The organism is Actinomyces howellii (assembly GCF_900637165.1).
Classification (GTDB): Bacteria; Actinomycetota; Actinomycetes; order Actinomycetales; family Actinomycetaceae; genus Actinomyces; species Actinomyces howellii.
Window position 1 is genome coordinate 2,256,182 of sequence record NZ_LR134350.1, and the last position, 16,642, is coordinate 2,272,823.

Annotated in this window: 11 protein-coding genes and 1 pseudogene; 8 read left to right on the plus strand and 4 right to left on the minus strand. The window is 71.5% G+C overall.

All coding sequences use genetic code 11. The annotated features are described in order from the left end of the window. Window positions 1-130: 130 nt before the first annotated feature. The gene (locus EL245_RS09485; RefSeq protein WP_126384333.1) at window positions 131-1,741 is read right to left on the minus strand and encodes a sensor histidine kinase; all 1,611 of its coding nucleotides are present in this window, start codon (window positions 1,739-1,741) and stop codon (window positions 131-133) included. Window positions 1,742-1,877: 136 nt separating this feature from the next. Further along, a complete protein-coding gene (locus tag EL245_RS09490) occupies window positions 1,878-2,633 on the minus strand; it encodes a response regulator transcription factor (RefSeq protein WP_126382913.1) in 756 nt (251 codons plus the stop codon). A gap of 197 nt (window positions 2,634-2,830) precedes the next feature. Between EL245_RS09490 and EL245_RS09495 the strand changes: the two genes are divergently transcribed. The 3 genes from EL245_RS09495 (at window position 2,831) to topA (ending at window position 8,724) form a co-directional block, all read left to right on the plus strand. Then, the gene (locus tag EL245_RS09495; RefSeq protein ID WP_126382914.1) at window positions 2,831-4,180 is read left to right on the plus strand and encodes a PAS domain-containing protein; all 1,350 of its coding nucleotides are present in this window, start codon (window positions 2,831-2,833) and stop codon (window positions 4,178-4,180) included. Between the two features lie 134 nt (window positions 4,181-4,314). Further along, window positions 4,315-5,637: a diguanylate cyclase gene (locus tag EL245_RS09500; protein WP_126382915.1), complete on the plus strand. Its 1,323-nt coding sequence runs from the start codon at window positions 4,315-4,317 to the stop codon at window positions 5,635-5,637. A 144-nt stretch (window positions 5,638-5,781) separates the two neighbouring features. Beyond that, a complete protein-coding gene (gene topA / locus EL245_RS09505; protein ID WP_126382916.1) occupies window positions 5,782-8,724 on the plus strand; it encodes a type I DNA topoisomerase in 2,943 nt (980 codons plus the stop codon). Window positions 8,725-9,313: 589 nt separating this feature from the next. Here topA and EL245_RS09510 read toward each other — a convergent pair. Continuing rightward, window positions 9,314-9,817: pseudogene (locus EL245_RS09510) on the minus strand (DDE-type integrase/transposase/recombinase); the annotation flags it as partial. A 132-nt stretch (window positions 9,818-9,949) separates the two neighbouring features. Here EL245_RS09510 and EL245_RS09515 point away from each other — a divergent pair. The 5 genes from EL245_RS09515 (at window position 9,950) to EL245_RS09535 (ending at window position 14,459) form a co-directional block, all read left to right on the plus strand. Beyond that, a complete protein-coding gene (locus EL245_RS09515) occupies window positions 9,950-10,465 on the plus strand; it encodes a DUF3060 domain-containing protein (RefSeq protein ID WP_126382917.1) in 516 nt (171 codons plus the stop codon). Window positions 10,466-10,472: 7 nt separating this feature from the next. Next, window positions 10,473-11,186, plus strand: coding sequence for a response regulator transcription factor (locus tag EL245_RS09520; RefSeq protein WP_126382918.1), 714 nt, complete (start codon window positions 10,473-10,475; stop codon window positions 11,184-11,186). Then, window positions 11,183-12,133: a sensor histidine kinase gene (locus EL245_RS09525; protein ID WP_232009715.1), complete on the plus strand. Its 951-nt coding sequence runs from the start codon at window positions 11,183-11,185 to the stop codon at window positions 12,131-12,133. Before EL245_RS09520 ends, EL245_RS09525 begins: the two co-directional genes overlap by 4 nt. A 187-nt stretch (window positions 12,134-12,320) precedes the next feature. Next, on the plus strand, window positions 12,321-13,595 hold the full coding sequence (locus tag EL245_RS09530) for an OmpA family protein (protein ID WP_126382919.1): 1,275 nt from the start codon (window positions 12,321-12,323) through the stop codon (window positions 13,593-13,595). A gap of 231 nt (window positions 13,596-13,826) precedes the next feature. Continuing rightward, window positions 13,827-14,459: a DUF3060 domain-containing protein gene (locus EL245_RS09535; RefSeq protein WP_126382920.1), complete on the plus strand. Its 633-nt coding sequence runs from the start codon at window positions 13,827-13,829 to the stop codon at window positions 14,457-14,459. A 74-nt stretch (window positions 14,460-14,533) separates the two neighbouring features. Here EL245_RS09535 and EL245_RS09540 read toward each other — a convergent pair whose 3' ends face one another. Further along, window positions 14,534-16,414, minus strand: a complete 1,881-nt coding sequence (locus EL245_RS09540; RefSeq protein ID WP_126382921.1) for an alpha/beta fold hydrolase — start codon at window positions 16,412-16,414, stop codon at window positions 14,534-14,536. Window positions 16,415-16,642: the final 228 nt, after the last annotated feature.

The following is a 16,642-nucleotide window of genomic DNA, read 5'->3' on the forward strand; positions in this document are numbered from 1 at the left end:
ACTCCATGTCACCCGATGAGCGTGTGACTGCCGTGGGGCTCGTCTGTGGCGGTGCTGTGACGGGCCGGCTGCGTGTGCTGCGCTGGCGCACGGAGGGCTGCAGCGGACCGCGGCGCTCCCTGCAGGACCCTCAGGAGGCCGGGGCCGGCATCGCCGGAAGGGCGACGGTGAAGGTCGTGCCGTGCTCGTCCTCCGCTCCCTCGTCCTCGGCCCGGCGGGAGCTCACCGTCAGGGTGCCCCCGTGGGACTGGACGATGGCCAGCGCGATGCTCATGCCCAGTCCCGTCGACCCGGTCCGCCGCTCGCGGGAGGCGTCGGCACGGGCGAAGCGCTCGAAGAGGCGATCTCGCACCGAGGGGTCGATCCCGGGGCCGTCGTCGGCCACGGTGACGACGAGCTCCTCGCCGTCGGGACCCCTGCGGCGCGACAGGGTCGTGCGGACGCGGCTGCCCGCGGGGGTGTGGACGCGGGCGTTGGCCAGGAGGTTGACGAGTACCTGGCGCAGCCGCGCCTCGTCGCCCTCGACCAGGGGCGGCTCGGGCTCGAAGTCCTCGAGGTCCTCGATCCCGTCGGCGCCCTCGGGCGCGTCGAGCACCGGCAGGTCGAGCTCCCAGACGTGGTCGGGGCCCGCCGCCCGCGCGTCCGCGACGGTGTCGACGACGACGCTGACCATGTCGACCTCGTCGTGCCGCAGCTCGCGTCCGGCGTCGAGGCGCGCCAGGAGCAGCAGGTCCTCGACGAGGGCGGTCATCCGCACCGACTCGGAGTGGACGCGCTCCAGGGCGTGGGTGGCCTGCTCGGGCAGGGCGGCGTCGGCCCCCTCGCGGGCGATCAGCTCGGTGTAGCCGCGGATCGAGGCCAGCGGGGTGCGCAGCTCGTGGGAGGCGTCGGCGACGAACTGGCGGACCTGGGTCTCGCTGCGCTGACGCGCTGCGAGCGCGGCGTCGACATGGCCCAGGAGCGTGTTGAGCGCGGTGCCCACCTGCCCGACCTCCTCGGAGGAGGCGAGGTCCTCGTCCGGGACCCGCTCCTCGATGCTCACCTCACCGCGGGCCAGGGGCTGGGAGGCCACGCGCTGAGCGGTCTGCGCGACCCGCTCCAGCGGGGCGAGCGAGGATCGGATCATCGACCGTCCCGCCAGGGCGACGATGAGCGCACCGAGCAGCGCGATCGAGCCCTCGATGATGAGGTGGGTGCGCACGATGCGGTTGTCGTCCTCCATCGACAGGCCGGTGACGACCGTGTCCCCCGAGACCGTGTCGCGTGCCACGAGGATCCTGTAGTCGCCCAGTGACGAGATGTGCACCGAGACCGGCTCGCCGGTGACCTTGAGGGCGAGCAGCGCGGATGACTCCGCCTCCGAGAGGGTCTGGTAGGTGCCGGTGGCGTCGATGTAACCGGCCTTGAAGGTGGAGGTGCTCGACCCGCCGGAGGTCCCGGCCCCCGAGGCGATGACGCTCAAGGTGCCGGTGGACTGTCCCGGGGCGTCGAGGCCGGCGGGCACGGGGCGGTCCTCGTCGTCCTCCTCGGTCCGCAGGCTCGGGCAGGACGAGGGATCCTCCGAGGCGGCGCAGGTGGCCGAGGCTCCGGGGACGATCTGCGGGTTGGTGCCTGCGTCGTCATCGGCTCCGTGGCGGCGGTTGGCGGCGCGCTCGGAGGCGGCCACGAGCTGCTCGTCGAGACGGTCCATGAGCGTGTGGCGCAGCGTGAGCGTCGACAGGGCGCCCATGATCGCCGCCATGATGAGGACGAGGCCCAGCACACCCGCGACGAGCCGGGTGCGCAGGGACCGGGGCCGGGGCGGACGGGGCGCGCGCCGCAGCCGGCTCACCGCGGCGCCCCCGCCCACCGCGACGCCGAGGCGGGCGGACGCGGGCTCATGGCGTGGACCGGGGGGACGCGGAGGTGGTGTCGGCCGGCTTGAGGACGTAGCCGACCCCTCGCATCGTGTGGATCATCGGCTCGCGTCCCTTGTCGATCTTGCGGCGCAGGTAGGAGATGTAGAGCTCGACGATGTTGGCCTGCCCGCCGAAGTCGTAGTTCCACACCCGGTCCAGGATCTGCGGCTTGGACAGGACGCGGCGGGGGTTGCGCATGAGGTAGCGCAGCAGCTCGAACTCGGTGGCGGTCAGACGGATTTCGTCCTCGCCGCGCCACACCTCGTGGGAGTCCTCGTCCATGCGCAGGTCGCCGACCTCCAGGAGCGAGTCCGGCTTCTCGGACGAGGCCCCGGACCGACGCAGGAGGGCGCGCAGGCGGGCCACCACCTCCTCGAGGGAGAAGGGCTTGGTCACGTAGTCGTCCCCTCCGGCGGTCAGCCCCGCCACCCGGTCCTCGACAGCGTCCTTGGCCGTGAGGAACAGCACAGGCACGTCCGGGCTGTGTCCGTGGATGCGCCGCATCACCTCCAGCCCGTCGAAGTCGGGCAGCATGATGTCGAGCACGACGACGTCGGGATCGGTCTCCTGGGCGGCCCGGACGGCGGCGATCCCGGTGCCTGCGGTCGTGACCTCCCAGCCCTCGTATCGCAGGGCGGAGGCGAGCAGGTCGGCGAGCATCTGCTCGTCGTCGACGACGAGGACACGGATGGGGGACCCGTCTGGGCGGACGAGGGTCTCTGTCGCATCAGTCATGGGCCGCATTCAACCCCGTCTCCCTGTGACGGGACTGTGGATCCCCACTGTGACGCAAGGCTCCGAAAGGCCTGTGATCAAACTGTGTACTGCCCTTCGGGGCCGATCGCGTAATACGCTACTGACGTCATCGCGTGCGCGGGCCAGTGATCGGCCTTGCTAGCACTGCTCCCCTCTCCCGCACCTGGAAGCACACAGTGGAAACCATCAAGGACAACGAGCGCCTCTTCGATGCCGAGGACGTCTTCTTCTCGACGACCGACCGCAAGGGTGTCATCCGCTGCTCGAACCGGACCTTCGTCACCCTCGCGCGCCACCCGCGGGAGGAGATGATCGGCGCCCCGCACAACATCATCCGTCACGACGACATGCCGGGCGGCGTCTTCAAGCTGCTCTGGGACGACCTCGAGGCCGGACGGCCGGTGTGCACCTATGTGCTCAACCGTGCCGGCGACGGCCTCGACTACTGGGTCTTCGCCACGGTCAGCGCCGTCGAGGACGGCTATGTCTCGGTGCGCACCAAGCCGCTCAAGACCGAGACCCTCGACGTCGTGCGCGAGGTCTACGGCAGGGTCCGCGACCTGGAGCGCAAGGCCGACGAGGAGGGCGTCTCGCGCCGGGAGGTCGCGGAGCGAGGGGCCCAGGCCCTGACCTCCGAGCTCGCCGAGCTGGGCTTCGACTCGCTGGCGGCCTTCAGCAGGTCGGCGCTCCCCGAGGAGGCCTCCCTCCTCGTGGGTGAGGGCGTCAAGGTGCCCCGGCGCGAGGAGGCTGAGGGCTCGGCCGCCACGATCCTGAGCCTGGCCGGGGCCATCGAGGACGACTCCGAGACCCTCGTCGGCCAGATGGCCGAGTACCGGGCCCTGCTCACCGGCCTGGGCGAGTGGGCCCAGGGGGCGCCGGCGATCGTCGAGCGCGCCCGCCGGACCGGCGAGCTCGTCAGCATCCTCCACAGCGAGGACCCCGAGTCCTCGGTCCCGGACGTCGCCGGGCGCATCACCGAGCGCACGACCCGTGCGGTCGAGCGCCTGGGCGGTCTGACCGACTCGGTGTCGGCGCTCTACGACGCCGTCGAGGACCTCGTGTTCCACGCCCCCCTCATGCGCCTGCACACGATCGTCCTGGGCTCCTACGCCGCCGCGGTCATCGACGGCACCGAGGAGGACGTGCCCGCGGCGATGGCCGAGCTGCACCACGCCCTGGCGGCGGACCTCACGGCCGTCGCGACGGTGTGCACGACCCTGAGGGAGCAGATCGACGCGATGGACGCGGTGCTGCGCGAGGTGGTCTCCGACCTCGACCGCACCCGTCGTCCCTTCGACCGGTGGCTGCGGGCGCTCCAGGGTGAGGGCGCCTACCTCTCCGAGGGGGTCGAGGGTGACATCCCGGCGCTCCTGAGCGAGGCCGAGGAGCTGTCGGGGACCGGGTTCCCCGAGGTCGGGGCCCTGGCGGTCCTGGCTGCGCGCTGCCGTGGACTCGACCTGTCCTTCGACTCCGAGGCGATGGACTTCAGGGTCGACGGCATCCGAATTGCGATCGAAACGTTGTAGCAACGACTACCATCGCAACCGTGTTGAATGTTATCATTCTCCAAGTTATAGATTAGTTATTCGTGCTGTTGTTGTGCCGGTCCCGGTCGTCGGGGTGCGGGGCGTGCACGGACCGGACGAGGGAGTAGGAAGACGTGGAGTCGCAGGTCGGGTATGAGCGGTTCTTCGAGCCGGACGACATCTTCTTCTCGACGACTGATGCCAAGGGTGTCATTCAGCGGTCGAACCGCACCTTCGACACCCTGTCCCGCTACTCGCGCGAGCGGCTGACCCGATCGCCCCACAACATCATCCGGCACCTGGACATGCCCGCCGGCGTGTTCAAGCTCATGTGGGACGACCTCGAGGCGGGCCGCCCCGTGTGCGCCTATGTCGTCAACCGTGCCGCCGACGGCCTGGACTACCGGGTCTTCGCCACGATCGTCCCGCTGCGCGGCGGCTACCTGTCGGTGCGCACCAAGCCCTTGGACACTGCGACCCAGCAGGCCGCCGAGGAGGTCTACCGCCGGGTGCGCGCCCGTGAGCGCGAGCTCGCCGCGCGAGGCGCCTCGCGCCGTCAGGTCGGGGAGTACGGGGGAGAGGAGCTCGCCCGCGAGCTGCGGAGCCTGGGCTTCGACTCCCTCCACGCCATGACGCTGTCGGCGCTGCCCCGGGAGGTCTCCTCCCTGGTCTCCGCGGGTATCCGGGTGCCTCAGCCCCCTGCCATCGACGGTCCGGTGACCCAGATCCTCTCGGTGGTCCAGCAGATCGAGCGCGACACCAACCTTCTTGTCTTCGAGCTCGAGGAGTACCTGCGTCTGCTCACCGCCCTGTCGGCCACGAAGGGTGTCATGCTCGACGTCGCGTCGCGGGCTGAGTCCTACGGGCGGCTCGTGGGCGGTCGGCCCCTCGACGACAGGGAGCGGGCCGACGCGCTCGCCGCGCGGATCATCGAGCTGACCTCGCAGGCGGCGCCGGCCATGCGGGCGCTTCCCGAGCGCATGTCCCGCCTGCAGAACTCCGTCCTGGAGCTGCGCTTCTCCGTGGGGCTCATGCGCCTGCTCACCCTCATGGTGGGCCGCTTCGCCCGCTCGGTGCTCGACGGCTCCGAGGAGGAGCCGGTCGCCTCGATGAACGACCTGTGCGGCGCCCTGGAGGACGGTTTCTCCCGCCTGGCTCCCCTGTGCGGGGAGGTCGAGCGCGGTGTCGCCCAGCTCGACGCCGAGCTCGGCTCGATCACGCCCAACCTGGACCGTGCCGTGCGCCGTCTGAGCCAGTGGGTCGACAAGCGAGGCGGCGGCAAGGTGACCCCTCAGGTCCTCGACGAGGCGGCCGCCCTCGCGCAGCGCGGCACCCCCGAGGTCCGCGACATGGCCGCCCTGGCCGCCGAGTGCCGCGGGCTGCACCTGCCCTTCGACGAGGCGGTCATCAACCAGCGCCTCGCCTTCCTGCGCTCGGCCCTGGCACAGCTGGCCTGAGGCCCGGCTCCCGCGGCCGCGCCCGGACGGGGCGGCCTGTCGATGCGTTACAGTCGCCCGCAGGGAGACGCGTCCCGGTCTCCCGCGCTCCTCGTGCGTCCCCGGCGCGCAGTGAGTCGTCGGACCATCGCCAGGAAGGTTGCCGTGTCCAAGAAGCTCGTCATCGTCGAGTCCCCGAACAAGGTCCGGTCCATCGCTGGGTACCTCGGACCGGATTTCGACGTCGAGGCGTCCGTCGGTCACATCCGCGACCTTGCCCAGCCCTCCGAGCTGCCCGCGCAGATGAAGAAGGGCCCCTACGGTCGGTTCGCGGTCGACGTCGAGGACGGGTTCACCCCCTACTACGTCGTCAACCCCGACAAGAAGAAGACGGTCGCCCAGCTGCGCAAGGCGCTCAAGGAGGCCGACGAGCTCTACCTGGCCACCGACGACGACCGCGAGGGCGAGGCCATCGCCTGGCACCTTCTCCAGGTGCTCAAGCCCACCGTCCCGGTGCGCCGCATGACCTTCACGGAGATCACCCAGGAGGCGCTCACCCGTGCCCTGGCCTCGACCCGGGACCTCGACACCCACCGGGTCGACGCCCAGGAGACCCGACGGATCCTCGACCGCCTCGTGGGCTACGAGGTCAGCCCGGTGCTGTGGCGCAAGGTGCGTGCGGGGCTGTCCGCGGGACGGGTCCAGTCCGTGGCCACCCGCCTCGTGGTCGAGCGCGAGCGCGAGCGCATGGCCTTCGTCGCAGCCGGGTACTGGGGGGTCGAGGCCGAGCTGAGCGCTGCCCGGGGGGTGCTCGACCCTGAGGTGCGTCGCGACTCGGTCTTCACGGTGCGCCTGACCACCCTCGACGGGCGTCGGGTGGCGACCGGCAGGGACTTCACCGACGCGGGCGGGCTCCGGCCGGCCGCCGTCAAGGCGGGCACCGTCCACCTCCATGAGGTCGGGGCCAGGGCGGTGGCTGCCGCCGTCGAGCACGGCAGTCCTCGGGTGGCCGAGGTCGAGGAGAAGCCCTACAAGCGGCGTCCGGCCGCGCCCTTCACGACCTCGACCCTCCAGCAGGAGGCCTCCCGCAAGCTCCGCATGAATCCGCGCGAGACGATGCGGGTGGCCCAGGCGCTGTACGAGAACGGGTTCATCACCTACATGCGCACCGACTCCACGGTGCTGTCCGGCCAGGCCGTGTCCGCAGCCCGCGCCCAGGTGGCCGAGCTCTACGGACCCGAGTACGTGCCCGCCAAGCCGCGCGTCTACGCCACGAAGGCCAAGGGCGCCCAGGAGGCGCACGAGGCGATCCGTCCGGCCGGCGACCACTTCCGCACCCCGGCGCAGGTCGCCTCGAGCCTGAGCGGTGCGCAGTTCCGCCTCTACGAGCTCATCTGGAAGCGCACGGTCGCCTCCCAGATGGCCGACGCCGTCGGGTCGACGGCCACCGTGCGCGTCGAGGTCGACCTCACCCCGGCCGACGGCGGCTCGCGAGACGCGGGCCTGACCTTCTCAACCGCGGGGCTGAGCGCATCAGGCACGGTCATCACCTTCCGAGGGTTCCTCGCGGCCTACGAGGAGGGGCGGGACGCCGAACGCTACGCCGAGGCCGCGGCGGGCGGCACGGGGGAGGCCGGGGCGGGCAAGGAGACGCGTCTGCCCGCACTGACCGTCGGCCAGGAGCTCGACGCGCTGAGCGCCGAGGCCGCGGGCCACCAGACCACCCCGCCGCCCCGCTACACCGAGGCGTCCCTCGTCAAGGCCCTCGAGGAGCGGGAGATCGGACGTCCGTCGACCTACGCCGCGACGATGTCGACGATCTCGGACCGCGGGTACGTCGAGCACCGTGGCCAGGCCCTTGTGCCGACGTGGCTGGCCTTCGCCGTGACCCGGCTCCTGGAGGAGAACTTCGCCGAGCTCGTCGACTACGACTTCACCGCCCTCATGGAGGCCGACCTCGACCGGATCGCCGCGGGGGAGCAGGACCGGGTGGCCTGGCTCACGCGCTTCTACTACGGTCAGGCAAGGGGCTCCGGTGACACCGGGGGCGCGGCGGGCGCTGAGGGAGCCAGCGGCCAGGAGACCGGAGGCGGGCACCGGGAGCACGGTCTGCGTGCGATGGTGGAGAACCTCGGCGAGATCGACGCCAGGGCGGTCAACTCCATCGAGATCGGGCAGGGGATGACGCTGCGGGTAGGGCGCTACGGCCCCTACCTGGAGGACTCCGAGGGCAAGCGCGCCAACGTCCCGGCAGGCATCGCCCCTGACGAGATGACGGTGGACAAGGCTCTCGAGCTCTTCGCCCGTGCCGCGGACGACGGTCGCGAGCTGGGAACCGACCCGAGCACGGGCCACGTCATCATCGCCAAGGACGGTCGCTACGGCCCGTACGTCACCGAGGTCCTCCCCGAGCCCGAGCCGCAGGCCGAGTCCTCGGCGACGGAGGGAGCCAAGCCCGCCCGGCGATCGAGGAAGGCGGCGGCGCCCAAGCCGCGCACAGCCTCCCTCCTGCGCAGCATGGACCTGGCCACCGTGACCCTCGACCAGGCCCTCGACCTGCTCAGCCTGCCGCGTGTCGTCGGGCAGGACCCCGACAGCGGCGAGGACATCACCGCACAGAACGGTCGCTACGGCCCGTACCTCAAGAAGGGCTCCGACTCGCGCTCCTTGGACGATGAGGAGCAGATCTTCACCGTCACCCTCGACCAGGCCCTCGAGCTCTTCGCCCAGCCCAAGCGTCGTCGCGGCCAGGCCGCCGCACGGGGGCCGCTGCGCGAGCTCGGCGAGGACCCGGTCTCGGGCCGGCCGGTCGTCATCAAGGACGGGAGGTTCGGCCCCTACGTCACCGACGGCGAGGTCAACGCGACCCTGCGTCGTGGTGACGACCCGGCGACGGTGACCCCCGAGCGCGCCTACGAGCTCCTAGCCGACAAGCGTGCCAAGGGCCCGGCCAAGAAGCGCACGAGCCGCGGCTCCTCGACCGGGCGCTCCTCGGGTTCGACGACGAAGAAGGCGGCCTCGACGAAGAAGGCTGCCTCGACCGCCCGGCGCTCCGCGAAGTCGACCGGGACGGCGGACGGAGCATCGCCGACGGTCTCGGAGGACTGAGCCGACCAGGGTGAGCAGCGGCAGGATCCGGCGAGCCCGTGCGACCCCCCTTCTGCGTGGTATCTCCATGAGCCTGGAGTCGACGTCGGAGACGACGTCTGCCAGCTGCCTGGCGCCGAGCTCGGGATGGAAACGGTCGGGGCGCACGATCGTGCGCAGGAGGGAGTCGCACACGACGAAGGCGTCAACCGCCGGCAGGTCGATGAGGCAGTCGACGAGGGTCGACACCACAGTGGTGACCGGCAGTCCGTTCACGACCGTCAGGTCGTGCGCCCCGACCCAGGGCCGGTGATGACGGTGGAGCACCACCTTCCGTCCCAGCTGCTCGTCCCGTGCCACGGGGGAGGAGCGTGCTGCTCGCCCGTCCAGGCCCTTGGTTCGTTCCCCGCCGTAGACGAGCACTGGGAGCGCCACGGAGGACGGCGAAGGGTGTGATGCCTGGATGAGATGCCTCCTCACGCATGCGTTCCCGCCAGGCGCATGAGTTCTGGCGGTTTGCGGGTGCCTAGCGCATGCAAACCGCCAGAACTCATGCACTCGCCAAGTGTGGTGTCCCAGGCCTGCTGGGGGGTGATGCGCCCGGGCAGGGTCTGGTGGGGTTCAGGGCGGCGCCGTTGTCGGTCAGCAGCCTCTGGGGCACCCCGTGCGCGGCCACGCCCTTGTCGAACACCTCGATCGCCGCCTGGCTGGTCTCGGCGTCGGCGGCCAGGGAGGCCACCGCCAGGCGCGAGTGGTCGTCGATGAGCTGGAAGATGACGGTCTTGCGCCCACCGGCCAGCACGTACTCGGTGGCGTCCATCTGCCAGCAGGCGTTGGGAGCGGGGTAGACGAACCGCCTCCACGCCGCGCGCGGCCGCTTCCTGGGCTCGGGCCGGGACACGCCCTCGCGGCGGAAGACACGCGCCAGCGACGCCCTGACCTCCAGGGCCTGGCGGCCCACCTGGTCACTGATGCGGGTAGGACTGCTGGCCGGCCTGGTCGAGCCAGGCTCGAGGGCCGCTGCCTGGCCCTGCGAGCGGGCCCTGGCCCGTACCGCGTAGAACGTCTTACGGTTGATGCCCTCCTGACGGCAGAACGAGGTCACCGCGCCCCGGTCTCGCCGGGCACGCGTCGCTGAACTGCGACGTCGGTGCGACGGCCTCGCCTCGTCGCACGCCTATGGTCACGGGTGTGCGGCCGCGAGCCGCCGCCGCTAACCTGGCATCGCTACCACGAAGGACACCTCATGCACGCCCCCCGTTTTCTCACTCCCGTGACCATCGTCCTCCTGGGCCTGTCCCTGGGAGCCTGCTCCATCAGCCTGGGTGACGGTGCGGACAGCGGCTCGCCGGCGACGGCCACCGCGACCGGTGCGGCCGAGGACCGTTCCACCACGGAGGCCGCCCTCGAGGACAGCACGGCTGAGGACGCAACGGCCGGGATCTCGGACCCCGACTGGCTGGCGGTCCTCGAGGACGAGGAGGCCTCCGAGGTCGTCTCCGGGGAGTACACGATCTCCACCGCCATGGGCACCTACAACCTCACGGGCGACCTCGACTCGCTGACCATCGAGGGCGCGATGAACACGGTTGCCGCGGGCGACGTGGGTACGCTGACGATCTCGGGTGCTGACACGGTCGTCTACGTCCGCAGCGTCGAGACGGTCGTGCTCCAGGGCGCGGGCATCACCGTCCACTACCTTGAGGGAAACCCGGTCGTCTCCGACGCCGGCGTGGGCAACACCGTCGTCCAGGAGCAGTGAGGAGCCGATGAGACAGTCCGCCGCCACCGTCCTGCTCGTCGACGACGAGGCGCCGATCCGCGCCTCGCTCGGGCCGTACCTGGAGCGCAGCGGCTACCACGTGCTCCTGGCCAGCGACGGGATGGAGGCGCTGGACCTGCTCGGCTCCTACGAGGTCGACATCGTCGTCTCCGACGTCCTCATGCCCCGGATGGACGGGCGGGACCTCGTCCGCCGTCTTCGGGCCCGCGGCAGCTGGACGCCCATCATCCTGCTCACCCAGCTCGACGCCTCCTACGAGCGTGTCTCGGCCCTCGACGACGGAGCTGACGACTACCTGTCCAAGCCCTTCGACCCGGCCGAGCTCGCCTCACGCATCCGTGCCGTCCTGCGCCGCACGATGGGGGCCACCCAGCCGCTGACGGCTGCGAGCCGGCTCGTGGCGGGCTCCCTCGTCCTGGACCGGGTGACCAGGCGCGTCACGCTGGGCGGCCGGGAGGTCGTCCTGACTCCCAAGGCGGTGACGCTGCTCGACTATCTCATGAGCCACCCCAAGGAGTTCCACACCCGTGAGGCGCTCCTGTCGGCGCTGTGGGGCATCGACTTCGCCTCCTCGACCCGCGCCGTCGACCACCGTGTTCGTGAGATCCGTCGGGCCCTGGGCGACGACGCCTCCAGCCCGACCTACATCGAGACGGTGCCCTCGGTCGGTTACCGCTTCCGCGCCGAGGTCCACGTGTGAGCGCCGGCCCCGGATCCGGCCTCGGCGTCATCCGGTGGGTGCTGGCAGCCTCCGCGGTCCTGGCCGTGGCCGCCGCGGCCCACGTGGGGCTGCCCGACCTCACGGTGACGATCGCCTCCCGGGTGTCGCTGCTCCTCCTCGTCACCGGCCTGCTCGTCCTCCTGGCCGCTGCCCTCGTGTCCGGTGCTCGGCGCCGGGTCGAGGGTCGTGAGCGGGCAGCGCGTCTGCAGGCGCAGGAGGAGGCGCGCGCCAGGCACAGGCAGTTCCTGCGCCGTCTGGACCACGAGCTGAAGAACCCGTTGACGGCGGTGCGGGCGGCCGTCGCCGACGCCTCACGCACCGCCGGCCCCGCCCTGGGCCCCAACCTCGAGGTCGTTGACGCCCAGTCCCGGCGCATGAGCCGCCTGCTCACCGACCTGCGCAAGCTCGCCGAGCTGGAGACCTCGGCCCTGGCCCTGGAGGACGTCGACCTGGCCGAGACGGTCCAGGACGCCGTCGGGGCGGTCATCGAGGAGGCGGCCGGGCGAGGCGACGCGGTCCGGGTCCGCCTCGACCTGCCCGCGGCGCCGTGGCCGCTGCCCCATGTGCGCGGGGACGGCGACCTGCTCTACTCGGCGGTCTACAACATCGTCGCCAACGCGGCCAAGTACACCCCCGGCGGAGGGCTGGTCGAGGTTCGCGGGCGCGAGGAGGCCGGGAACGTGACCATCGAGGTGGCTGACACCGGCATCGGCGTGCCGGAGCAGGATCTCGAGATCGTCTTTCGTGAGCTCGGCAGGGCGGGCAACGCCCGTGGGCTGCCTGGGTCGGGGCTGGGGCTGGCGCTCGTGCGCACGATCGCAGAGCGCCACGGCGGGACGGTGGGCATGGCCTCGCGCGAGGGCGTGGGCACCCGAGTGTGGATGACCCTGCCGGTCTCGGGCCCCTCGTCGCCCGGTGCCCGCTGAGGCGGCTGAGGCGACAGGACCGTGTGCTCGGACCCCGGGCCACGTGGGAGCGAGGACCTCGAGGCGGCAGGGCCGGACCCGCGCCGTGGCCGCCACGCCCCGGGGACGGGGACGGGCGCGGGTCCTGTCGCGGAACGGCGACACCGAAGCGACCGCGGGGCGACACCGGCGGGGCTAGGTTACGGCCATGCAACGACACCGACTGCTTCCCCTCCCCGCCGTCGTCCTGGCTGCCGTGACAGCGGGCTCCCTCGCCCTGAGCGGCTGCGGGACCTCAGCCCCCCAACCCGAGGCCGCCGGCTCGTCGGCCACCACCGCGGCACAGGCCTCGACGGCCTCGGCCCAGGCCACGAGGTCCGCGAGCGCCACCGCGAGCGCCTCGACCGTGTCCGGCCTGCCCACCGCACCGGGCTACGAGGCCGGCCAGATCCCGCCGGTCCCCCTGTTCACGCTGCCCGACCTGTCCCTGCTCACGAGCTCGGCCTCCTCCTTCACCCCTGACCTCACCCGGGACATCTCCTCGGTGCCGGGCGTGACCGTGGCCCCGGCGCGCTGCGACGAGGCGGGCACGCTCCAGTCCTCCGGCCGCACCGCGACCTTCTACGGGGACGGGTCGGGCACGTACAGCGACAGCGACACGACCGTCAACAACTACGGTGACGGCTCGGGCACCTACACCGACGGGACGGTGGTCATCAACAACTACGGTGACGGCTCGGGCAACTACACCGACTCCGCCACGGGCATCACCATCAACGTCTACGGTGACGGCTCGGGCACCTACACCGACGGGACGCTGACCGTCAACGTCTACGGTGACGGCTCGGGGAACTGGACGAACAACGCCACCGGCGAGGTGATCAACATCTACGGTGACGGGTCGGGCAACTACACGAACACGACCACCGGGGTCGTCATCAACAACTACGGTGACGGGTCGGGCAACTACACCGACTCCGCGAACAACCTGGTGATCAACAACTACGGAGACGGGACCGGGTACGTCAACGAGGTCGAGGTCGAGGTCGAGGACCTGCCGCAGGTGCCGAGCATCGGGGACTTCCCCACGATCGACGCCATCAACCCGGTGGAGTCCTGCGGGACGGTCATCACCCTGGAGGACGGTGTTCTCTTCGACTTCGGATCCTCCCAGGTGCGTGCTGACGCGGCCGACACCCTCACGGCCCTGGCGGGGGTGCTCACGGACTCGGGTGCGCCCAGCGCCTTCGTCTACGGGCACACTGACTCGGTGTCGGACGAGGCCTTCAACCAGACGCTGTCGGAGGAGCGCGCCCAGGCGGTTGCCGACGCCCTGCGCGCCCAGGGCGTGACGGCCACGCTCGAGTCGGCCGGCTACGGGGAGACCCAGCCGGTGGCGCCCAACGAGAACCCTGACGGCACGGACAACCCGGCCGGGCGCCAGCTCAACAGGCGGGTCGAGGTCTTCGTGCCGGCCTTCTGAGGCCCCAGGGGCTGTGTCCCCTCGAGGGCGGGCGGGCCTCGTCGCGCCGACCGCCCGGCACGAGCCGGCGCCGGCGCCCCACGCAGCTGTCGTGGGGCACCGGCGCCGGCTCGTGCGCTGCGGGCGACGAGGGCGGCGCCCGGGCCAGGCGGTCGGCCGGCTCGGGGAGGCGTCGCGGGACTGCGACACCTCGGCGACCACAGGGCGACACGGCCGCCGTAGGTTACGACCATGCGCACCACACGGCACTCCACACGAGCCACCCGTTCCCTGTCCGCCCTGGCCTGCGGCGGCCTCGCCCTGGCCCTGAGCGCCTGCTCGATCAGCATCGGCTCACCGGCCTCGGAGCCCTCGCCCTCGACCCAGGACCAGGCCGTCGCCTCCCCCGCAGGCGCCGACGCCGCGGCGACCACCGCCCCGAGCGGGGCGAGGACGACCGGGACCCTGGCCTCGCAGGGATCCACCGCCTCGGCAGGCGGCCGCGAAGCGAGCGAGGAGGCGAGTGCGCAGGACCGTCCCGGCGCCCATGTCACCATCACCGACGCCGACTGGCTCGAGGCCGAGCAGGCCGTCGACCAGACGATGAGCGCGGGGGACGGAACGGTCGTCGTCTCCGAGGACAACGCCGACGTCCGGATCGAGGGCGACGTGACGACCCTGACGATCACGGGTGCCAACGTGTGGCTCGTGGCCGACTACGTCGAGAACCTCGTCATCGAGGGGGGCAACGCCAGCGTGTACGTCCGTGACCTCGGCACCGTCGAGGTCCGTGGGGCCAACGCCGAGGTCGTCTGGGCCGGCGACGCTCCCGTCGTCACCGACTTCGGATCGAACACGACAACACGCAGGCAGGGCCAGGACTGAGGAGGTCGCTGGGCAAGGGGCTCGGCGGTGGGGAGATGCTCCCCACCGCCGAGACGCCGTTCAGGGCCGGGCGCCTACTGGGCGAGGGCCTCGGCGATGGCCTCGGGCAGCGGGTCGATCGGGCAGACCTCCTCCTCGGCCGGGAGCTGCCCGGTGACGAGGAACTCGCTGACCTTCACCGTCGCGCAGCTGTTGATCCCCGTGGCGCCGTGCTGGAAGCCGGTGACCGTGAGCAGGTGGCTGGTGCCGAACTGGGAGTCCAGAGTCTGCGACCACGCGTAGGGGGTCTGGGGGTCACCGGTCACCCCGATGACGACGACGGGGTCGGTCGGGCTGAGCTCGGTGGTCAGCGGCCGGGCGGTGAGCCCCATGCCCTGGCAGTACGCCTCCTCCAAGGAGGAGGAGCCGATGAACCACGTCGTGAAGGGGTAGGCCTGGAGGTCGGCGAGGAGGTCCTGGGCCCACGCGGCGGCGTCGCCCTCGACGGGGTCGTCGGTGCAGGTGACGGCGGAGTACGCCGCGTTGGCCACCCGCACGGCCTCGGAGTCGGGGGTCGTGTCCTGCTGCCCGGTGCCCGGTGCCAGGGCGGCGACCCGTGCGAGCTCGGTGGCGTCCCGCTGGGTCATTGCCGCGCTCAGCGCCCGGGTGAGCGCGGGCCAGTACTCCTCACGGGCCAGGGCCAGGTTGGAGATGTTGTTGTGAAGGGTCATGCTGTCCATCTGGGCGGCCTGACCGTCGACGGTCATGGCGAGCGGCTCACTGGCCACGGAGGCGATGAACGAGACGAGCTGGGCGGTGGCCTCGTCAACCGAGCCCGTCAGTGGGCAGCCCTCCTGCCCCAGGCAGTACTCGAGGTACTCACGCACCCGCCCCTCCCGGGTGGCCATCTGCTCCTCGCGGGCCTGGTCGCGGGTCATGGAGATGTCGACGGCGCTGTCCAGGACGGTGCGCCCGACGTTGTCCGGGAAGAGCGCGGCGTAGGTCGCCCCCAGCTCGGTGCCGTAGGAGTAGCCGAGGTAGTCGAGGTCGTCCTCGCCGACGACGGCGCGCAGGACGTCGAGGTCGCGCGCGGTCTCGACGGTGCTCATGTGGTCAATGAGATCGGGGACCTCGGAGTACTGCCGGCAGGCCGCCGCCAGGGCGCTCCCGGCGGCCCTGTTGTTCTCGACGACGGCGGTGGCCTCACTCAGGTCGGTGTCCTTGGCGGCGCCGTCCTCGTCGCCGGGCGCGACCTCGACGTCCCCGGCGCCGGTGGAGCCCGTGTCCTCGGTTCCGCTCGGGGCGCTCTCCTCGGGGGCCCAGCAGGTGAGGTGGGTGGAGTCGCCGGTGCCGCGCGGGTCGAAGCCGATGAGGTCGTAGGAGGCGAGCATCTCGGGGGTGTAGCCGGGGGCGATGGCGGAGACGAAGGCGGTGCCGCTCTCACCGGGTCCGCCGGGGTTGAGGAAGAGCGCCCCGTTCTCCGCCTCTCCGTCAGAGGCGGCCTGTCGCCGCAGGGCGATGGAGATCGTCGTGCCTGTGGGGTCGTCGTAGTCCAGGGGCACGCTCACGGTCGCGCACTGGGCGTTCGCCGCCCCGTCGGCACAGGCCTCCCACGAGATCTCCTGGTTGTAGAAGGTCTCCAGCCCGGCCGGGACGGCAGGGGCGGTTGGCTGCGGGCTGGGCTCGGAGGAGGGTGTCGCGCTGGGGGCGGAGGTGGCGGCGGGCTGGGAGGTCGCAGGGACGGGATCGGCGCTCGCGGCCGGGCTCGGAGCGGTCGAGGTCACGCTGTCCGGGGTCGACGTGCCCTGGGGCTGCGTGGGTGCCGCCGAGGCGGCTGTCGGCCCGCTCGTCGGGTTCGGGCCGGCCCCCTGGGGGTCGAGCCCGGGCTCGCAGGCGGTCAGTGCGGTGGAGACGGCGAGGGCGGCCAGGGCGTAGGCGGCACGCCTGGTGCGCGTGGTCAGGTGTGGTGATCTCATGTCACGAACATATCACAACGTACATAGCGAATATGTACAGTGAGTGTGAGATGGCAGACAGATGAAGGCGTGTCTCGCTGCTGCGGATGCCGACGGGTCGGAGGGGAGGAGGGTGGTACTGCCTGGAATAACGCCGTTATCGGGGTGTGGAGTAGTGCGTCGAGGGGTGGTCCTGTCGCGCGGGAGATGCTGTGCGTGCGCACTGGTAGCCCGGCAACTGTATATAGT